General features: G+C 75.4%; 15 protein-coding genes and 1 rRNA gene. 12 read left to right on the top strand and 4 right to left on the bottom strand.

The window, feature by feature from the left end; genetic code table 11:
* Both rrf and ABTZ17_RS21510 read left to right on the top strand, forming a co-directional pair.
* Positions 1–92, top strand: a 5S ribosomal RNA gene (gene rrf / locus ABTZ17_RS21505); the annotation flags it as partial.
* A 1,654-nt stretch (positions 93–1,746) separates the two neighbouring features.
* Entirely contained in the window at positions 1,747–2,649 is a 903-nt protein-coding gene (locus ABTZ17_RS21510; RefSeq protein ID WP_352197300.1) for a hypothetical protein, read from the top strand.
* Between the two features lie 116 nt (positions 2,650–2,765).
* Here the strand turns inward: ABTZ17_RS21510 and ABTZ17_RS21515 are convergent, their stop codons facing one another.
* Positions 2,766–4,040, bottom strand: a complete 1,275-nt coding sequence (locus ABTZ17_RS21515; protein ID WP_352197280.1) for a DUF1015 domain-containing protein — start codon at positions 4,038–4,040, stop codon at positions 2,766–2,768.
* A 136-nt stretch (positions 4,041–4,176) separates the two neighbouring features.
* On the opposite strand from ABTZ17_RS21515, the gene ABTZ17_RS21520 reads away from it, so the two are divergent.
* The 4 genes from ABTZ17_RS21520 to ABTZ17_RS21535 all read left to right on the top strand — a co-directional run bounded on the left by ABTZ17_RS21520 (position 4,177) and on the right by ABTZ17_RS21535 (position 8,439).
* Positions 4,177–5,238, top strand: a complete 1,062-nt coding sequence (locus ABTZ17_RS21520) for an HAD hydrolase-like protein (RefSeq protein WP_352197281.1) — start codon at positions 4,177–4,179, stop codon at positions 5,236–5,238.
* Between the two features lie 206 nt (positions 5,239–5,444).
* Positions 5,445–6,494: a FecCD family ABC transporter permease gene (locus ABTZ17_RS21525; protein ID WP_352197282.1), complete on the top strand. Its 1,050-nt coding sequence runs from the start codon at positions 5,445–5,447 to the stop codon at positions 6,492–6,494.
* A complete protein-coding gene (locus tag ABTZ17_RS21530) occupies positions 6,491–7,552 on the top strand; it encodes a FecCD family ABC transporter permease (protein ID WP_352197283.1) in 1,062 nt (353 codons plus the stop codon). Before ABTZ17_RS21525 ends, ABTZ17_RS21530 begins: the two co-directional genes overlap by 4 nt.
* A gap of 74 nt (positions 7,553–7,626) precedes the next feature.
* The gene (locus ABTZ17_RS21535; RefSeq protein ID WP_352197284.1) at positions 7,627–8,439 is read left to right on the top strand and encodes an ABC transporter ATP-binding protein; all 813 of its coding nucleotides are present in this window, start codon (positions 7,627–7,629) and stop codon (positions 8,437–8,439) included.
* 27 nt (positions 8,440–8,466) lie between these two features.
* On the opposite strand, the gene ABTZ17_RS21540 is transcribed toward ABTZ17_RS21535, so the two are convergent.
* Entirely contained in the window at positions 8,467–8,814 is a 348-nt protein-coding gene (locus ABTZ17_RS21540; protein WP_352197285.1) for an SCP2 sterol-binding domain-containing protein, read from the bottom strand.
* Between the two features lie 248 nt (positions 8,815–9,062).
* On the opposite strand from ABTZ17_RS21540, the gene ABTZ17_RS21545 reads away from it, so the two are divergent.
* The 5 genes from ABTZ17_RS21545 to ABTZ17_RS21565 all read left to right on the top strand — a co-directional run bounded on the left by ABTZ17_RS21545 (position 9,063) and on the right by ABTZ17_RS21565 (position 14,752).
* The gene (locus tag ABTZ17_RS21545) at positions 9,063–9,332 is read left to right on the top strand and encodes a hypothetical protein (protein WP_352197286.1); all 270 of its coding nucleotides are present in this window, start codon (positions 9,063–9,065) and stop codon (positions 9,330–9,332) included.
* A gap of 7 nt (positions 9,333–9,339) precedes the next feature.
* Entirely contained in the window at positions 9,340–10,155 is an 816-nt protein-coding gene (locus tag ABTZ17_RS21550) for a TlyA family RNA methyltransferase (protein WP_352197287.1), read from the top strand.
* Between the two features lie 101 nt (positions 10,156–10,256).
* The gene (locus ABTZ17_RS21555; protein ID WP_352197301.1) at positions 10,257–11,186 is read left to right on the top strand and encodes an NAD kinase; all 930 of its coding nucleotides are present in this window, start codon (positions 10,257–10,259) and stop codon (positions 11,184–11,186) included.
* 191 nt (positions 11,187–11,377) lie between these two features.
* Positions 11,378–13,105 (top strand): DNA repair protein RecN, encoded by a 1,728-nt coding sequence (gene recN, locus ABTZ17_RS21560; RefSeq protein ID WP_352197302.1) that lies wholly within the window; start codon positions 11,378–11,380, stop codon positions 13,103–13,105.
* A 549-nt stretch (positions 13,106–13,654) separates the two neighbouring features.
* A complete protein-coding gene (locus ABTZ17_RS21565; RefSeq protein ID WP_352197288.1) occupies positions 13,655–14,752 on the top strand; it encodes a glycosyltransferase family 4 protein in 1,098 nt (365 codons plus the stop codon).
* A gap of 221 nt (positions 14,753–14,973) precedes the next feature.
* On the opposite strand, the gene ABTZ17_RS21570 is transcribed toward ABTZ17_RS21565, so the two are convergent.
* Positions 14,974–15,579, bottom strand: coding sequence for a TetR/AcrR family transcriptional regulator (locus tag ABTZ17_RS21570; protein WP_352197289.1), 606 nt, complete (start codon positions 15,577–15,579; stop codon positions 14,974–14,976).
* 106 nt (positions 15,580–15,685) lie between these two features.
* Here ABTZ17_RS21570 and ABTZ17_RS21575 point away from each other — a divergent pair, with 106 nt between their 5' ends.
* Positions 15,686–16,435, top strand: coding sequence for an SDR family NAD(P)-dependent oxidoreductase (locus tag ABTZ17_RS21575; RefSeq protein ID WP_352197290.1), 750 nt, complete (start codon positions 15,686–15,688; stop codon positions 16,433–16,435).
* Between the two features lie 114 nt (positions 16,436–16,549).
* On the opposite strand, the gene ABTZ17_RS21580 is transcribed toward ABTZ17_RS21575, so the two are convergent.
* The gene (locus ABTZ17_RS21580; protein ID WP_352197291.1) at positions 16,550–18,187 is read right to left on the bottom strand and encodes a PucR family transcriptional regulator; all 1,638 of its coding nucleotides are present in this window, start codon (positions 18,185–18,187) and stop codon (positions 16,550–16,552) included.
* Positions 18,188–18,194: the final 7 nt, after the last annotated feature.

An 18,194-nucleotide genomic window follows, 5' to 3' on the forward strand; every position in this document is an offset into this window, starting at 1 on the left:
CGCCCGGTTACATTTCGAACCCGGAAGCTAAGCCTTTCAGCGCCGATGGTACTGCAGGGGGGACCCTGTGGGAGAGTAGGACGCCGCCGAACAATATTTCAAGGACCCTTGGTCCCAGCGTTCACGCTGGGACCAAGGGTCCTTTTTTGTTTTCCGTACTTCTTTGCCGAAGCGCGGCCGCAGGGCGGTTGCGCGAGAATGACAGCGGTACCCCGACCGACAGGAGTCACACCCATGTCCACCAACTCTCCCGACGACCGTCCGGAGCGCGAGCCGCGACGCCGCGACGACGACCGGGGTGGCGACCGCGGAGGCTACCGCCGCGACGACCGCGGTGGCGACCGTGGTGGCTTCCGCCGCGATGACCGTGGCGGTCGGCCGGGCGGGGACCGCGGTGGCTACCGTTCCTCCGGCGGCGACCGGGGTGGCGACCGTGGCGGTTTCCGCCGGGATGACCGCCCGTCCGGTGACCGTGGCGGCTTCCGCCGTGACGACCGTCCCTCGGGCGACCGTGGCGGGTTCCGTCGCGACGACCGTCCGTCCGGCGACCGTCCCTCCTTCCGTCGCGATGACCGTCCCTCGGGCGACCGTGGTGGGTTCCGTCGTGACGACCGGGGTGGGGACCGTCCCTCCTTCCGCCGTGACGACGACCGGGGTGGCGACCGCGGCGGCTTCCGCCGCGACGACCGTCCCTCCGGTGACCGTGGCGGCTTCCGTCGCGACGACCGTCCCTCCGGTGACCGTGGCGGGTTCCGCCGGGATGACCGTCCCTCGGGCGACCGTGGCGGGTTCCGCCGGGATGACCGTCCCTCGGGCGACCGTGGCGGGTTCCGTCGCGACGACCGTCCGTCCGGCGACCGTCCCTCCTTCCGTCGCGATGACCGTCCCTCGGGCGACCGTGGTGGGTTCCGTCGTGACGACCGGGGTGGGGACCGTCCCTCCTTCCGCCGTGACGACGACCGGGGTGGCGACCGCGGCGGCTTCCGCCGCGACGACCGTCCCTCCGGTGACCGTGGCGGCTTCCGCCGTGACGACCGTCCCTCCGGCGACCGTGGCGGCTTCCGTCGCGACGACCGGGGCAGCGACCGTCCCCCCTTCCGGCGTGACGACCGCCCGTCCGGTGGTTTTCGTCGTGAGGACGACCGGGGTGGCGACCGTGGCGGCTTCCGTCGCGATGACCGCCCGTCCGGCGACCGCGGTGGGTTCCGTCGCGACGACCGGGGCAGCGACCGTCCCCCCTTCCGGCGTGACGACCGTCCGTCAGGTGACCGTGGCGGCTTCCGTCGCGACGACCGCCCCTCGGGCGACCGTGGTGGCTTCCGTCGCGACGACCGGGGTGGGGACCGTCCCTCCTTCCGCCGTGACGACGACCGAGGTGGCGACCGCGGCGGCTTCCGCCGCGATGACCGCCCGTCCGGCGACCGTGGCGGCTTCCGCCGTGACGACCGGGGCGGCGACCGCCCCTCCGGCGGGTTCCGCCGTGACGACCGGCCGTCCGGTGACCGTGGTGGGTTCCGTCGCGACGACCGCCCCTCCGGTGACCGTGGCGGCTACGGGCGTCGCGACGACCGGGGTGGGGACCGCCGTGACGACCGTGGCGGCTACCGCGGTGGCGACCGTCGGGACGACCGGGGTGGCTACGGCCGCCGTGACGACCGGGACCGGGACTTCCGGGACCGTGACCGCGAGCCCGTGAAGCGGCTGCCCATCGACGAGGACGTCACCGGCGACGAGATCGACGCCGATGTGCGTCAGGAGCTCATGAGCCTGCCCAAGGGCCTGGCCGAGGAGGTCTCCCGGAACCTGGTCATGGTCGCGCGGCTCATCGACGAGGAGCCCGAGCAGGCGTACGCGTACTCGCGGATCGCCCTGCGGCTGGCCTCGCGCGTCGCCGCCGTCCGCGAGGCCGCCGGGTTCGCCGCGTACGCCACGCAGAAGTACAGCGAGGCCCTGGCCGAGTTCCGTGCGGCGCGCCGCATGACCGGTTCCGTCGAGCTGTGGCCCGTCATGGCCGACTGCGAGCGCGGTCTGGGCCGCCCGGAGCGTGCCCTGGCCATGGCCGGTGAGCCCGAGGTCGCGAAGCTGGACAAGGCCGGTCAGGTCGAGATGCGGCTCGTGGCCGCCGGCGCCCGGCGGGACATGGGGCAGCTCGACGCCGCCATCGTGACCCTCCAGAGCCCCGAGCTGGCCTCCAGCTCCGTGCAGCCCTGGACGGCCCGCCTGCGGTACGCGTACGCCGACGCCCTCCTCGCGGCCGACCGCGAGGAAGAGGCCCGCGACTGGTTCTCCAAGGCCGCCGAGGCCGACAAGGACGGCACCACCGACGCCGCGGACCGTCTCGCCGAGCTGGACGGCGTCGAGTTCGTCGACGCGATGGACGAGGACGCCGACGAGGACGAGAACGGTCAGGACCGCGACCGCGGCGACGACCGTGACGACCGTGACGACCGCGACGACCGCGACGGTGCCGACGACCGCGACCGCGGCTTCGACCGTGACGAGGACGAGGCCGACGAGGACGACGACGAGGACGGCCAGGACCCGGCCGAGGTCGCGCGCGCCGAGGCGGCCTCCGACGTGGCCGAGTACTACGACGAGGACGACGAGGAGTACGAGCCCGTCGAGGACCGCTCCGGCAAGCGGGACTGATCCCGCGATCCACCCGGGCGGATCCCGCCCGGGTGGGCACGTGGGCACGTGAGGAAGGGGCGGCACCCGACGGGTGCCGCCCCTTCCTCACGTCCGGGCCCGGCGGCCCGGCGGCCTCAGGCCAGGCTGCGCAGGACCAGGCCGGTGGCCGGCTTGGGGCCGAAGGACGTCGACTTGCGGGGCATGGTGACGCCCTGCCGGGCCAGCTCCCGCACCACTTCCTCCTTGACGGGGTGCATGAGGACGGCCGTGCCGCCGTGCCGCTCCGCCATCTCCACCGTCGCCGCGGTGTCGTGGATGTAGGTGATGTGCTCGGGGGAGTCCGGGACCTGCCACACGTGCTCCAGCAGCGTGGCGTGGAGCACCGAGGCGTCCAGGCTGCGCCAGGCCTCGGGGCGGTCGGCGCGGACCGTGGCCTCGATGAGCCGCGGGTCCGGGTCCGTGACCAGGTGGAAGCCGCCGTCGCCGGCCAGCAGGAAGGCGTTCCCGTCCACCGCCGCCTCCGCGAGGACCTTCATGGCGCCCTCCAGCGGACCCGCCACCGGGCGCACCCGGAACCGGCCCTCCAGTGCGTCCAGGGCCTCGGAGACCGGCAGTCGGCGCAGCATCCGGTGGATGGCGCGGACCTGGAGGGGGTAGCGGGCCGTGTCCACGAGGAGGACGAGGCCGTGGTCCCAGGGGCCCGGGCCGTCCTGCTCGGACTGGAGCCGCAGGTACGTGGCCCAGCGGTGGTGGCCGTCGGCGATCAGGGCCTGGCGGCGGGACAGGTCCTCGGTGACCGCCGTCAGGTCCGTCGGATCCGTAACGGCCCACAGGCGGTGCCGGACCCCGTCCTCGGTGGTCGTGGCCAGCAGCGGCTCCGCCTCGACGGTCCGGTCGACGACGGCGGCGGCGCCCGTGCGGGTCCCGTCCCCGCGGTAGGTGAGGAGCAGGGGCTCCAGGTTCGCGGAGGTGGCGCGCATCAGGCCGGCCCGGTCGGTGACCACCTCCGGCATGACGTCCTCGTGCGGCAGCACCACTCCGGCGTCGGCGGGGGACAGGGCCAGGGCCCCGATCAGACCGCGCTGGACCAGATCGCCGTTGCGCTGCTCGTACACGTACAGGGCCGGGTCCGGGTCCGCGCTCAGCACGCCCTCGGCCAGCCAGTCGGCGAGGGTGCGGGCGGCGAGCAGGTTGCGGGCCTCGGGGGTGGCGGCCTGCGGCAGGATCAGCCGGACGATGTTGTGCGGGTCCGCCGACTCCAGGTGGTTCAGTCCGTCGGGCCGCACCACGACGTCGTACGGCGGCGAGGTGACGGCGGCGAGGCTGCCGACCCGGTCGCGGACGTAGCGCAGTCCGGGAAAGGGGAGGAGGCTCAGCCCCTGTTCGCCCGCAGGCCCAGTTGTGGTCATTGCTGCATGGTAAGTGGCGTCTCGCGATGCGGGATGATCGGGGGAGATCATTCGATCGGATCCCGGGGGCCGGGTGCTCCCGGGAGGTCCAGGATCCCCGGTCCGGGGGATCCGCTACGACGAGGAGCGGACTTCGATGACCCGGCAGAGCAGGACCAGCCCCGCGGGCAGTGAGCGCGCGCTCCACCTGGCGTACGACACGGCCCTGCTGGACCTCGACGGCGTGGTGTACGCCGGGGGGCTGGCCATCGAGCACGCCGTCCCCTCGCTGGCGGAGGCCCGGGGGGCGGGGATGCACCTGGCGTACGTCACCAACAACGCGCTGCGGACCCCGGACGCCGTGGCCGCGCACCTGACGGAGTTGGGGGTGCCGACCGAGGCCGGTGAGGTGATCACCTCCGCGCAGGCGGTGGCCCGGCTGATCTCCGAGCAGCTGCCCGCCGGGTCGAAGGTGCTGGTGATCGGTGGGGAGGGGCTGCGGGTCGCGCTGCGCGAGCGGGGTCTGGAGCCGGTGGAGTCCGCGGAGGACGGGCCGGTGGCGGTGGTGCAGGGGTACGGCGGCCCGGAGCTGCCCTGGGGCCGTTTCGCGGAGGCCGCGTACGCCATCGCGCGCGGGGTGCCCTGGTACGCCTCCAACACGGACCTGACCATCCCGGGGGCGCGGGGGATCGCGCCGGGCAACGGGGCGGCGGTGGAGGTCGTGCGGATCGCGACGGGTGCGGAGCCGCAGGTGGCGGGGAAGCCGTTGCCGCCCATGCACCGGGAGACCATCCTGCGGACCGGGGCGCGGCGGCCGCTGGTGGTCGGGGACCGGCTGGACACCGACATCGAGGGTGCCTTCAACGGCGAGGTGGACTCGCTGCTGGTGCTGACCGGGGTGACGGACGCGGCGCGGTTGCTGGCGGCGGAGCCGCGGCACCGGCCCACCTACGTGGACGCCGACCTGCGGGGCATGCTCACCGGGCAGCCGGAGGTGACGGGCGGGGTCGACGGTTTCCGGTGCGGGTCCTGGACGGCCGCGGTACGCGGTGACGAGCTGGTCCTGGAGCGGGCGGGCGGGGCGCCGGGTGACCCGGTGGCGGCCGGCGGGGAGCGGATGGACGGGCTGCGGGCGCTGTGCGCGGCGGCCTGGACGCACGCCGGGGAGGGGTCCTGCGGACTGGACGCGGGGAAGGCGCTGGCGCTGCTCGGGCTGTGAGCGTGCGCCGAGGGGGCCGGTCCGGGCCGTCGTGGTCCGGGCCGGCCCCCGGTGCTCTCGGTGCTCTCGGTGCTCCCGGGGTTCAGGTCCGGGGTGGCGGCTGCCGGGGCTCGTCGGCTGCCGGTCCGGGGCGGGAGGGCGGGCCCGCCGGATCAAGATCATCGGGGACTCTCGTCCTGCCGGGAGGGTAGGCTAACCTAACCTGCGTGTTGGTCGAGAGTCCCCCCGAAAAGAGCGCGGCGGCGCAGCCCACCGCGGAGCGCTCCCGCCACGCGGTGCGCGCCGCGGGCCTGCTCGCAGCGCTCGGCTTGCTGGCCCTGGTCATGGTCGCGAGCATCGCCGTCGGCGCCAAGCCCATGTCCCTGGACGAGGTCTGGCACGGCCTGTTTCACTACACCGGAACCGTCAACGACGTGGTCGTGCACGACCTGCGGGTGCCGCGCACCCTCCTCGGGGTCCTGGTCGGGGCGGCCCTCGGCCTCTCCGGGGCGGTGATGCAGGCCCTGACCCGCAACCCGCTCGCCGAGCCCGGACTCCTCGGGGTCAACGCGGGCGCCGCCGCCGCGGTCGTCACCGCCATCAGCTTCTTCGGGGCCACCTCGCTCGACGAGTTCGTCTGGTACGCCTTCGTCGGCGCCGCCGTCGTCTCGGTCCTCGTGTACGTCCTCGGCGGCAGCCGCACCGCCACCCCGGTCCGACTGGCCCTCGCGGGCACCGCCGCCAGCGCGGCCCTCGTCGGCTACATCAACGCCGTCCAGCTCACCGACAGCAAGGCCCTCGACAAACTGCGGTTCTGGACCGTCGGCTCGCTGTCCTCCGCGAACACCGAGACCATCGGCCAGGTGTGGCCCTTCATCGTGACCGGCGCGGTGCTCGCCCTGGCCCTGGGCCGCCCCCTGAACGCCATGGCCATGGGCGACGACACCGCCCGCGCGCTCGGCGCCCACCTGACCCGGACCCGGGTCGGCGCCATGGTGGCCATCACCCTGCTGTGCGGGGCGGCCACCGCGGCCTGCGGCCCGATCACCTTCGTCGGCCTGATGGTCCCGCACCTCGTGCGGCTGATCACCGGCCCGGACATGCGCTGGCTGCTGGCCTACTCGGCGGTGCTCTCCCCGGTGCTGCTGCTCGGCGCCGACGTGCTCGGCCGGGTCGTCACCCGGCCCTCGGAGCTCCAAGTCGGCATCGTCACCGCGCTCGTCGGCGGCCCCGTCTTCATCTACCTGGTACGCCGCAAGAGGATGGCCCAGCTGTGACCGTGAAACTGCGGGCCGGCACCCCCCGGCCGCGGACCCTGCGCGCCCCCGGCGGGCTCTCCCTGCGGGTGGAGCCGCGCGCCCTCGGCGTCGGTCTGCTGCTCACCGCCGCCGTCCTGGTCGTCGCGGTCCTCCTCATCGGGACCGGCGACTACCGCATCGCGCCCCTCGACGTGGTCAGGACCCTCATGGGCGACGGGCTGCCCTCGGACGAGTTCATCGTCAACGACCTGCGGCTGCCGCGGGTCCTCGTCGGCGTCCTCGTCGGCGCGGCCCTCGGCATGGCCGGATCCGTCTTCCAGTCGGTCTCCCGCAACGCGCTGGCCTCGCCCGACGTCCTCGGCTTCAGCTACGGCTCCTCCGTCGGCGCCCTCGTCGCCATCATCCTCTTCCACGCGGACGCCGGCACCGTCGCCGCCGGTGCCCTCGCCGGCGGCCTCCTCGCGGGCGCCGCCGTCTACCTGCTGGCCTGGAAACAGGGCGTGCACGGCTACCGGCTGGTCCTCGTCGGCATCGGCTTCTCCGCCATGCTCCTCGCCGGCGTGCAGTACCTGCTCACCAAGGCGCAGTACGTGGACGCCGCCCGCGCCACGGTCTGGCTGACCGGCTCCCTCGCGGGCCGCGACTGGGCGCAGGTCCGGCCGCTGCTCGGCACCTGCGCCGTGCTCTTCCCGCTGGTGCTGAGCCAGGGGCGGGCGCTGCGCGTGATGGAGATGGGCGACGACGCCGCGTACGCGCTGGGCGTGCGGGTCGAGCGCAGCCGGCTGCTCCTGATGCTCGCGGCGATCGTCCTGACCGCCGCCGGGACCGCCGCCGCCGGTCCGCTGGCCTTCGTGGCGCTGGCCGCCCCCCAGCTGGCCCGCCGCCTCACCCGCTCCCCGGGGGCGAACCCGCTGTCGGCGGCGCTCATGGGCGCCTTCCTGCTGCTGATCTCCGACTGGGGCGCACAGCGGGCCTTCGGCGCGGACCAGCTCCCGGTCGGCGTGGTCACCGGCCTCGTCGGCGGCATCTACCTGCTGTGGCTGCTGGTGACCGAGCGCAAGGCGGGACGGATTTGAGCCGGGAGGGCGGCGGGGCCGCCGTTCCCGGTGTCAGCAGCGGTTCCCAGGGTCCAGTGTCAAGGAGTACGGAAGTGCAGCGGCTCACCGCGGAGAACGTCACGCTCGGCTACGACCAGCGGATCATCGCCGAGAACCTGTCGGTGGAGATCCCCGACAACTCCTTCACCGTGATCGTGGGCCCCAACGCCTGCGGCAAGTCGACCCTGCTGCGCGCCCTGTCGCGGATGCTCAGGCCCACCGCCGGCCGGGTGCTCCTCGACGGGCAGGCCATCGGCACGCTCCCCGCGAAGAAGGTCGCGAAGACCCTGGGCCTGCTGCCCCAGTCCTCCATCGCCCCGGACGGCATCACCGTCGCCGACCTGGTCTCCCGCGGCCGGTACCCGCACCAGGGGCTGCTGCGCCAGTGGTCCCCGGAGGACGAGCGCGTGGTCCGGGAGGCCATGGAGTCCACCGGCGTCGCCGAACTCGCCGACCGGGCCGTGGACGAACTCTCCGGCGGGCAGCGCCAGCGCGTCTGGATCGCGATGGCCCTCGCCCAACAGACCCCCCTGCTGCTCCTCGACGAGCCGACCACCTACCTCGACATCCAGCACCAGATCGACGTCCTCGACCTGTGCGCCCAGCTCCACGAGGAGGAGGGCCGCACCCTCGTCGCGGTGCTCCACGACCTCAACCACGCGGCCCGCTACGCCACCCACCTGATCGCCCTGCGCGGCGGCGAGGTCATCGCGGAGGGGCCGCCCTCGGAGATCGTCACGGCCGAGCTGGTCGAACGGGTCTTCGGGCTGCGCTGCCAGGTCATCGAGGACCCCGAGACCGGCACCCCGCTCGTGGTCCCCGCCGCACGGCAGGCCAGGCCGCGCAGGACGGCCGCCCCCGCCTGAGAGCCCGAGCGGACGGGGCCCGGGGGATCAGAGCAGCGAGCGGAGCTTCAGCAGGTCCCGGAAGCCCGCCTCCAGCTTCACCCGACCCGAGGCCCAGGCCCGCGCGAAGTCCAACCGCCCCTCCACCATCGCGACCAGGTCGTCCCCGGTCATGGCCAGTCTGATCGCGGCCTTCTCCCGGGGCGGACCAGGCTCGGTGGACCCCACCTCGATCCGGCCGTCCTTCAACCGGCCCGTGAACGTGGTGTCCAGGTCGGTCAGGTGGCAGCTCAGGGAGCGGTCCGGCGCGGCCGCGCCGCGCACCGCCCCGTCCGCCCGGGTCAGGTTCTCGGACAGCCGCTCCAGCGCGGCCCGGCACTCTTCGATCGTCGCCATGGTGCCCCGACCGTACCGCAGGGCGCGGCCCGCTCCGGCGGTCGAGCCACCCGCCCCCGGCCGTCCCCGCCCGCGCCCCGCACGGCACCGGAGCCCGTCCGTCCGGTCCGCCGGCGGACCCGGTCCGGCCACGGACCCCTCTCCCGCGCCCCACGGCGTCCGCCGGCGGACCGCACGGCTCATCGGACGCTCATCGCGGCCGGTCAGGGTGGTCCGCTCGGGGCGCGCCACGCGGTAGCGTCGGGGGCATGACCGACGCCCTCCCGGACCCCGCCGACGCGGCCGGGGCCCCCGCCGCCGCGCTCGACGAGCCCGCCGCGCCCGCCCCGCTCGGGGTGGAGCGCACCCCCACCGGACTGCCCGCGATCGACGCCGGGCTGGAGCGGCTGGCCGAGGCCGACCACCTCCCGGCGGACGGGCACGCCGCGGTGTACGAGGATGTCCACCGGGGACTGCGCGACGCGCTGACCGCGCTCGACGCGCACCCCGCCCCCGGTCCGAACGAAAACAGGAGCTGAACCCAACGTGGCAGGAGTGGCACGCCGCCGACTGGACGCCGAACTGGTGCGCCGCAAGATGGCCCGTTCGCGGGAGCACGCGGCACAGCTGATCGCCGCCGGGCGGGTGACCGTCGCCGGGGCCACCGCGACCAAGGCCGCCACCCAGGTCGAGACCAGCGCCGCCCTCGTCGTCCTCAAGGACGACAGCGATCCGGACTACGTCTCCCGCGGCGGCCACAAGCTCGCCGGGGCCCTGGCCGCCTTCACCCCCCTCGGCCTGACCGTGGCGGGCCGGCGCGCCCTGGACGCCGGCGCCTCCACCGGCGGGTTCACCGACGTCCTGCTGCGCGCGGGCGCCGGCCACGTCGTCGCGGTCGACGTGGGCTACGGCCAGCTGGCCTGGTCCCTGCAGAGCGACGAACGGGTCACCGTCAAGGACCGCACCAACGTCCGCGAGCTGACCGTCGAGCAGATCGACGGCATCCCCGTGGACCTCGTCGTCGGCGACCTGTCCTTCATCTCCATCGGGCTCGTGCTGCCCGCTCTGGTGGCCTGCACCGCGCCCGGCGCCGACCTGGTGCTCATGGTCAAACCGCAGTTCGAGGTCGGCAAGGAACGACTGGGCAGCGGGGGCGTCGTACGCAGCCCCGAGCTGCGGGCCGAAGCCGTGCGCGAGGTCGCGCGGCAGGCGGCCGGACAGGGACTGGGCGTGCTCGGGGTCACCGCGAGCCCGCTGCCCGGCCCCTCGGGCAACGTCGAATACTTTCTGTGGATGCGGGCGGGCGCACCGGCACTCGACCCGGCGGATGTGGACCGTGCAGTGGCGGAGGGGCCGCAGTGACGACTTCAGGTTCAGGGGCGGGACCCGCGGGACGACCGGACGGGACGGGGGCCACCGGAGCGGAACCGGCCGGGCACCCGGCCGACGGCGACACCGCCACGATCCCCGGCGCCGCCGAGTGCGCCGGACCGGACGGCGCCCCGCGCACCGTCTTCCTCCTCGCCCACACCGGCCGGCCGGCCGCCATCCGCAGCGCGGAACTGGTCGTCAAGGGCCTCCTGCGGTGCGGGCTGCGGGTACGGGTGCTGGCCCACGAGGCCGCCGACCTGCCCCTGCCCGACTCCGTGGAACTCGTCGACGAGCAGGCCCCCGGCCCCCTCGACGGCTGCGAGCTCCTCATCGTCCTCGGCGGCGACGGGACCCTGCTGCGCGGGGCCGAGTTCGCCCGCGAGTCCGGGGTCCCCATGCTCGGCGTCAACCTGGGCCGCGTCGGCTTCCTCGCCGAGGCCGAGCGCGACGACCTCGACCAGGTCGTGGACCGCGTGGTCACCCGCACCTACGAAGTCGAGGAGCGGATGACCCTCGACGTGCTCGTCCGCTCCAACGGCGACCTGGTCCACACCGACTGGGCACTGAACGAGGCCGCCGTCCAGAAGGTGTCCCCCGAGCGGATGCTCGAAGTGGTCCTGGAGATCGACGGCCGTCCGGTCACCGGCTTCGGCTGCGACGGCATCGTCTGCGCCACCCCCACCGGCTCCACCGCCTACGCCTTCTCCGCCGGCGGACCCGTGGTCTGGCCCGAGGTCGAAGCCCTGCTGATGGTGCCGATCAGCGCGCACGCCCTCTTCGCGAAGCCGCTGGTGACCTCCCCCGACACGGTGCTCGCCGTCGAGGTGCAGAGCGGCACCCCGCAGGGCGTCCTGTGGTGCGACGGGCGCCGGACCCTGGAGCTCCCCGCGGGCGCCCGCGTGGAGGTCCGCCGGGGCAGCGTCCCCGTACGCCTGGCCCGCCTCCACCACGCCTCCTTCACCGACCGGCTCGTCGCCAAGTTCGCCCTCCCGGTCTCCGGCTGGCGCGGCGCCCCGCACTGAGCCCCACCCGCGCACCGGCCGTCCCCCCGCCCCCGCCCGGCGCGGGGGGACGGCGTACAACGAGCGGCTGGGGGATGGGTCACATCCTCCGGGCGGTTCCCGGGACCCATCCGCCCATTCGGTGACAGGTGACACGGTGGGGTCACATGTCACCCCGCAAACCTCGGTATGGTCGGACCGTGCTTGAGGAGATGCGGATACGGTCGCTCGGAGTCATCGACGACGCGGTGGTCGAGCTGTCGCCCGGCTTCACCGCGGTGACCGGCGAGACCGGCGCGGGCAAGACGATGGTGGTCACCAGCCTCGCCCTGCTGCTCGGCGGCCGGGCCGACCCGGCCCTGGTGCGTATCGGCGCCAAGGCCGCCGTCGTCGAGGGCCGGCTCGTCATGAGCCCCGACGCCCCCGCCGCCCTCCGCGCCGGCGAGGCCGGCGCGGAACTGGACGAGGGCGCCCTGCTCATCAGCCGTACCGTTTCCGCCGAAGGCCGCTCCCGCGCCCACCTCGGCGGCCGGTCCGTGCCCGTGGGCCTGCTCGGCGAACTCGCCGACGACCTCGTCGCCGTACACGGCCAGACCGACCAACAGGGACTGCTGCGCCCCGCCCGGCAGCGGCAGGCCCTGGACCGGTACGCGGGCGGGGCCGTCGCCGGCCCCCTGGAGAAGTACGCCGCCGCCCACCGCAGGCTCCGGACCGCCGCCGGCGAACTGGAGACCCTGACCACCCGGGCCCGCGAGCGCGCCCAGGAAGCCGACCTGCTGCGCTTCGGGCTGGAGGAGATCGCCGCCGTCGAGCCCCGCCCCGGCGAGGACGTCGAACTGGCCGCCGAGGCGGAACGACTCGGCCACGCCGAGTCCCTGGCCGCGGCCGCCGCCCTCGCGCACACCGCCCTCGCGGGCAACCCCGAGGACCCCGAAGGGGTCGACGCGGGCACCCTCGTGGCCGGGGCCCAGCGGGCCGTGGACACCGTGCGCGCCCACGACCCGGCGCTCGGCGCCCTCGCCGAACGCATCGGAGAGATCGGCATCCTGCTCGCCGACGTCGCGGGCGAGCTGGCCGGATACGCCGACGACCTGGACGCGGACCCGCTGCGGCTGGCCGCCGTGGAGGAGCGCCGGGCCGCGCTCACCCAGCTGACCCGGAAGTACGGCGAGGACGTGGACGCCGTCCTGGCCTGGGCCGAGCACGGCGCCGCCCGGCTCGCCGAGCTGGACGGCGACGACGACCGGATCGCGGAGCTCACCGAGGAACGGGACGCGCTGCGGGCCGAACTGTCCGGACTGGCCCAGGCCCTGACGGACGCCCGGACGGAGGCCGCCGACCGCTTCGCCTCCGCCGTCACCGCCGAGCTCGCCTCGCTGGCCATGCCGCACGCCCGGGTCACCATCGACATCCGGCAGACCGAGGCCGGCGACACGGCCGACTCGGTCGAGGTCGGCGGCCGCCCCGTGCTGTTCGGACCGACCGGCGCGGACGAGGTGGAACTGCTGCTCGCCCCGCACCCCGGCGCACAGCCTCGGCCCATCGCCAAGGGCGCCTCGGGCGGCGAGCTGTCCCGGGTCATGCTGGCCGTCGAGGTCGTCTTCGCGGGCTCCGACCCCGTCCCCACCTACCTCTTCGACGAGGTCGACGCGGGCGTCGGCGGCAAGGCCGCGGTGGAGGTCGGCCGGCGGCTCGCGAAGCTGGCGAAGTCGGCGCAGGTGGTCGTGGTCACGCACCTGCCGCAGGTGGCGGCCTTCGCGGACCGGCAGCTGCTGGTCGAGAAGACCAACGACGGATCCGTGACCCGCAGCGGGGTCACCGTCCTGGAGGGCGAGGACCGGGTGCGGGAGCTGTCCCGGATGCTCGCCGGCCAGGAGGACTCCGAGACCGCCCGCGCCCACGCCGAGGAACTGCTCGCGGCGGCCCGCGCCGACGCCTAGGACCGGCCCGTGCGCGCCCGCGCCGACGCCTGGGACCGGACGCCGTACGGACGCCCCTCTTCCGCGCCGCGCGGGGGAGGGGCGTCCGCGTGTACGGGGCCCGCTCCGGCGGGGCGGCGCGGGCCGGGGCCACCGAGGGCTCGTTTCGCGCGCCGGGGTGGGGGGCTCGCGCGCCCGGGCGGGGCGCGACCCGTGGTCCGGACGCGTACCGCTCGCGCGGGGGCACGCTTCCGTGCGCCCGAGGAGCCGGCGGCGGTCGGGGCCGACCGGAGAGCCCGGAACGCAGTTGCACCGTTTTCCCCAGGCCGGTGGCCTGCGGGGCCGCGCGGCGCGACGAACGGCCCGGCCCGGTGACCGGCCGGTACGGGGCTCATGGGTTCCAGGTGTCGCCCGTGTGGGTGATCCCTGGAGGGGTGTGACGCGATCCCGTACGGGATCCGCACCCGGACGGCCCCGGAACGCGCGTGCGGGCCGGCATCCTGAGCGCGGTCTTTCCTTTCCTTCCCCCTTCCTGTCCGTTCTCTTCCCTCACCAGGAGCCCCGGTTCACGTGAGCAGTACACCGGTCCCGCCGTACGGGCGCGCCGCGTTGCGCACCGTCCAGGTCCTCGGCGGCGGCAGCGCGGGCAGCAGCGCGCACGTACGGTCGCTGACCACGGGGCTCGCCGCCCGCGGGGTCCGGGTCACGGTGTGCGCGCCGGTCCGCACCGAGGGCGAGTTCGACTTCACCGGGGCGGGCGCCCGCTTCACCCCCGCCGCCGTGAGCGCCCTGCGGTCCGCGTGCGCGGGCGCCGACGTGGTCCACGCGCACGGCCTGCAGGCGGGCGTGCGGGCGGCCCTGGCGCTGCACGGGCGGCGGGTGCCGCTGGTGGTGACCTGGCAGGCCGGACCCGCCGTGGAAGGCCCGCTGGGGCAGCTCACGCGGCTGCTGGAACGGCGGGTGGCGCGGGCGGCCTCGGTGGTCCTCGGCGCCTCCTCCGACCAGGTGGACCTGGCCCGGCTGCGCGGGGCGCGGGACGCCCGGCTCGCGGCGGTGACGGTGCCCCCGGCGCGCGGCGCGGTCGCCCGCGGCAAGGAGAGCAAGATCCGGGCCGAACTCGGCGCGATGGGACGGCCGATGGTGGTCGCCGTCGGCAGCCTGGTGCCGCGCCGCGGATACCAGGTGCTGTTGGACGCCGCCCGGAACTGGCGCGGACTGGACCCGGCCCCGCTCCTCGTGATCGCGGGGGAGGGGCCCCAACGCCCGCTGCTGGAGCGCCGGATCGAGGCCGAGGGGCTGCCGGTGATGCTGCTCGGGCGGCGGGAGGACGTGCCCGAGCTGCTGGCCGCCGCGGACGTGGCGGTGCTGACCAGTCGGTGGGAGGCCCGCTCCCTGCTGGCCCAGGAGGCGCTGCGGTCGGGCGTGCCGCTGGTGGCGACGGCGGTCGGCGGGGTCCCCGACCTGGTCGGGGACGCCGCGGTGCTCGTGCCCTACGGGGACGCGGCCGCCCTCGACGGGGCCGTGACCGGGCTGTTGGCCGACCCCGGGCACCGGACGCGGCTGTCCGTCGCCGGACCGGCCCAGGCGGCGACCTGGCCCTCCGAGGACGACACCGTGGCGCAAGTGCTCGCGGTGTACGACGAACTGACGGAGCGCGGCCGGATCTGAGGCCGGATCGGCCGGTGTGGCGTCGGCCGGTCGGGGCGGTCGGTGCGGAGGCGGCCGGATTCCGGGGCGACTCGGGGCGACTCGGGGCGGCGTGGAGTGACTCGGATGGCGTGACCGGTGACCGTGCAATGTCACCGGTGACGGGGCCGGGTGACATGTGACCGGTGATCCACCGCCTTCGTCCCCGCCTCCCGGCCCGGCCGATCACCGCCGCGGCCCCGTCAGGAGGCCGTCGTGGGCGGGGGCCAGGCGGCCAGGGTCAGGTCGACCAGGGCCGTCAGATCGGCCCGCGGGGTGCCCGTGGCGGCCTGCACGGCCAGCCCGTAGGACAGGACGCAGACCTGCCGGGCCAGGAGCTCCGGATCCCGGTCGGCGGGCAGGTCGCCCTCGTCCCGGGCCCGTTCCAGGCGCTCGCGCAGCCGCCGTTCCCCCTGCCGGCGCCGCTCCGCGAGCTCCTCGCGCACCGCCGCGCCCGCCGCGCTCGTGGCCAGCGCGCTCTGCACCACCATGCAGCCCGGTCCGGTGCCGTCCGGTACCGAGGTCACCTCGACCACCCCGCGCAGCAGCCGTGCCACCACGGCGTGCGCGGTCGGCTCGGACAGGGCCTCCTCGTGGTGGCGGGCCGGGCCCTCCTCGTACCGCCGGACGGCCTTGCGGAAGAGCTCCTCCTTGTTGCCGTACGCGGCGTACAGGCTGGGTCGGCTGATGCCCATGGCCTCGGTGAGGTCGGCCAGTCCGGCGCCCTCGTAGCCCTGACGCCAGAAGACGCGCATGGCGCGGTCGAGGCCCTCGTCGAGGTCGAAACCGCGCGGTCGTCCCGTGCCCACGGCGACTCCCTTCCCGGAATGTGTCAGGTCCCCTTGGTTGTGTACCGATCGATACAGTACCGTGTCCCCAGTTCAATACCGATCGGTACAGAAGTGGGGAGATCCGGTGAGCGGACAGCTCGACGGCAAGGTGGCACTGGTGACCGGCGGCTCGCGGGGGATCGGGGCGGCGACCGCCCGGGCCCTGGCGGCCGAGGGGGCCTCCGTGGCCATCGGCTACGCGGCCTCGCGGGAGAAGGCCGAGGCCGTGGTGGCGCAGCTGGAGGAGTACGGGGTCAAGGCCGCGGCCTACCGGGCCGACCAGGCCGACCCCGAGGAGGTGGCCCGACTGGTGCGGACCGTCGCCGCCGACTTCGGGCGGCTCGACGTCCTCGTCAACAACGCGGGGGTGGCCGTCCTCGGCCGCACCGACGACGCCGAGCCGGACACGGCCGGCCTGGAGCGGCAGTTCGCCGTGAACGTGGGCGGGGTCGCCGCCGGGATCCGCGCCGCCGCCCCGCTCCTCGGCGAGGGCGGCCGGATCATCAGCATCGGCTCCAACCTGGCCGCCCGCCCCGGCATGCCCGGCGTGGCCGACTACGCCGCCACCAAGTCGGCCCTCGTCGGCTACACGAAGGGCGCGGCCCGCGACCTCGCCCCGCTGGGCATCACGGTCAACCTGCTCCAGTCCGGCTCGGTCGCCACCGACATGAACCCCGAGGACGGGCCCAGCTCGGACGCCCAGCGCGCCGCGAACGCCCTCGGCCGCTACGGCCGCCCCGAGGAGATCGCCGCGGGCGTGGTCTTCCTCGCGAGCCCCGGAGCCTCGTTCGTCACCGGTTCCGTCCTCACCATCGACGGCGGCTACCTGGCCTGACCGGCGGCCCGCACCGGCCCCGGGAACGGGGAGCCGCACCGAAAGCCCGCGCGACGACCCGCACCGGACGGGTGCCGGACCGCCCCGCCGACCCGCCGCCCGCGGCCCCTCCGCTCAGGAGGAGGCCGTGTGGCGGCGGGCCCGCAGCGCCAGGCTCAACGACAGCACCGTCTCCGGATCGTCCAGGTCGGTGCCCAGCAGCTCCGAGATCCGGGCCAGCCGGTTGTACAGGGTCTGCCGGTTCAGGTGCAGCTCGCGGGCGGTCTCCGCCTTGCGGCCGGCGTGCGCCAGGTACGTCTCCAACGTCGGCAGCAGCGCGGGCCGCGAACTCGTGTCGTGGGTGCGCAGCGGCCCGATGGCCCGCTCCACGAACGCCGCCAGGTCCGGGTGCTCGCGCAGCCGCCACAGCAACAGGTCGATGTCCAGGCGCCGCGCGTCGTACCAGGGCCGCGTCGGCAGCCCGTGCGCCGCGGTCGCCGTCTCCGCCGCGTGCCGCAGCCCCGCCGAGGCCGCCGCCCACCCCCCGGCCACGCCGACCACCACCACCGGCTGCCCGGCACCCGCCCGGTCCAGTCCGGCCCGCTCCACCCCGGCCCGCAGCGCCGCCGACACCCGGTCCGCCACCGCCGCCCGCTCCGACTCCGAGCGCAGCGCCAGCAGCAGCGGCACCCGCCCCTCCACCGGGCGCACCCCCAACAGCACCGGCACGCCCACCGAGGCCAGCTCCTCCAGCACCGCCCGGGCCAGCACCGCCCAGTTCCCCGACGGCCCCAGGTCCGAGGCCAGCCGCATCACCACCGGCAGCAACGGCTGCCCCTCCGCCGGCCGGAAACCCAACACGCGGGCCTGCGCCGGGGCGTCCTCCGCCGCGATCCGCCCCTCCGCCAGGTCCGTCAGGAAGTCCCCGCGGCCCCGCGCCGCCAGCTCCTCCTCCTGCCGGGCCTGCATCAGCACCACCGCCAGCACGCTCGCCGTCCGCTCCGCCGCGATCCGGTGCACCGGCAGCAGCGGCTGCGCCACCCCCAGCAGCACCAGCCGGGCCCGCACCGAGCCGCCCCCCGGCCCCCCGCCCGGCACGTCCACCAGCACCGCGTTCGCCGGCGGCCCCTCCGCCCGCGCCTCCCGCTGCCCCCGCAGCCCCTCCCAGATCTGCAAGGGGTCCGCGCCGACCTCGCCCGCGCCGCCCGCCGCCGCGTACAGCAGCTGCCCGTCGGGGGTCTCCAGGAACACCGGGTTCGCCGTGAAGTCCGCCAGGATCCGCAGCACCTGCGGGATGCCCCCGCCGCCCAGCAGGGCCTCCGTACAGCGCCGGTGCACCTCCTCCGCCCGCTGGAGCAGCGCGTAGTGCCCGTTGACGATCTCCGTGTGCACCTCCTCCGTCACCGTGACGAAGGGGACCTCCCGGTGCAGCTGCACCAGCGGCAGCCCGGCCGCCCGGGCCGTCTCCACCAGCGTGGCCGGGAGCCGCTGGAACCGCGGCCCCAGCTCCACCACCAGCGCCGCGATGCCCCGGTCCGCCAGCCGCCGCACGAAGGCCCGCTGCTCGGCCGGCCGGGTGCCCAGCCCCAGCCCCGTGGTCAGCAGCAGCTCCCCGCCCTTGAGGAGGGAGGCGATGTTCGGTACCTCGCCCGCGTGCACCCACCGCACGGTCCGGCCCAGCCGGTCCGCACCCGCCACGACCTCCGGCAGCCCGCTGCGCAGACCCGGCAGCTCCAGCGCCCGCTGAACGGTGATCCCGCCCTGGTTGTCCATAGCGCGG

Origin of the sequence: Streptomyces sp. NPDC097619 (assembly GCF_040302735.1) — a bacterium.
In the GTDB taxonomy this organism is placed as follows: Bacteria; Actinomycetota; Actinomycetes; order Streptomycetales; family Streptomycetaceae; genus Streptomyces.

Bases quoted from the DNA above. Each gene is read 5' to 3' on its own strand.
- ABTZ17_RS21515 (WP_352197280.1), bottom strand. From the start codon at position 4,040: ATGACCACAACTGGGCCTGCGGGCGAACAGGGGCTGAGCCTCCTCCCC.
- ABTZ17_RS21520 (WP_352197281.1), top strand. From the start codon at position 4,177: ATGACCCGGCAGAGCAGGACCAGCCCCGCGGGCAGTGAGCGCGCGCTC.
- ABTZ17_RS21540 (WP_352197285.1), bottom strand. From the start codon at position 8,814: ATGGCGACGATCGAAGAGTGCCGGGCCGCGCTGGAGCGGCTGTCCGAG.
- ABTZ17_RS21545 (WP_352197286.1), top strand. From the start codon at position 9,063: ATGACCGACGCCCTCCCGGACCCCGCCGACGCGGCCGGGGCCCCCGCC.
- recN (WP_352197302.1), top strand. From the start codon at position 11,378: ATGCGGATACGGTCGCTCGGAGTCATCGACGACGCGGTGGTCGAGCTG.
- ABTZ17_RS21580 (WP_352197291.1), bottom strand. From the start codon at position 18,187: ATGGACAACCAGGGCGGGATCACCGTTCAGCGGGCGCTGGAGCTGCCG.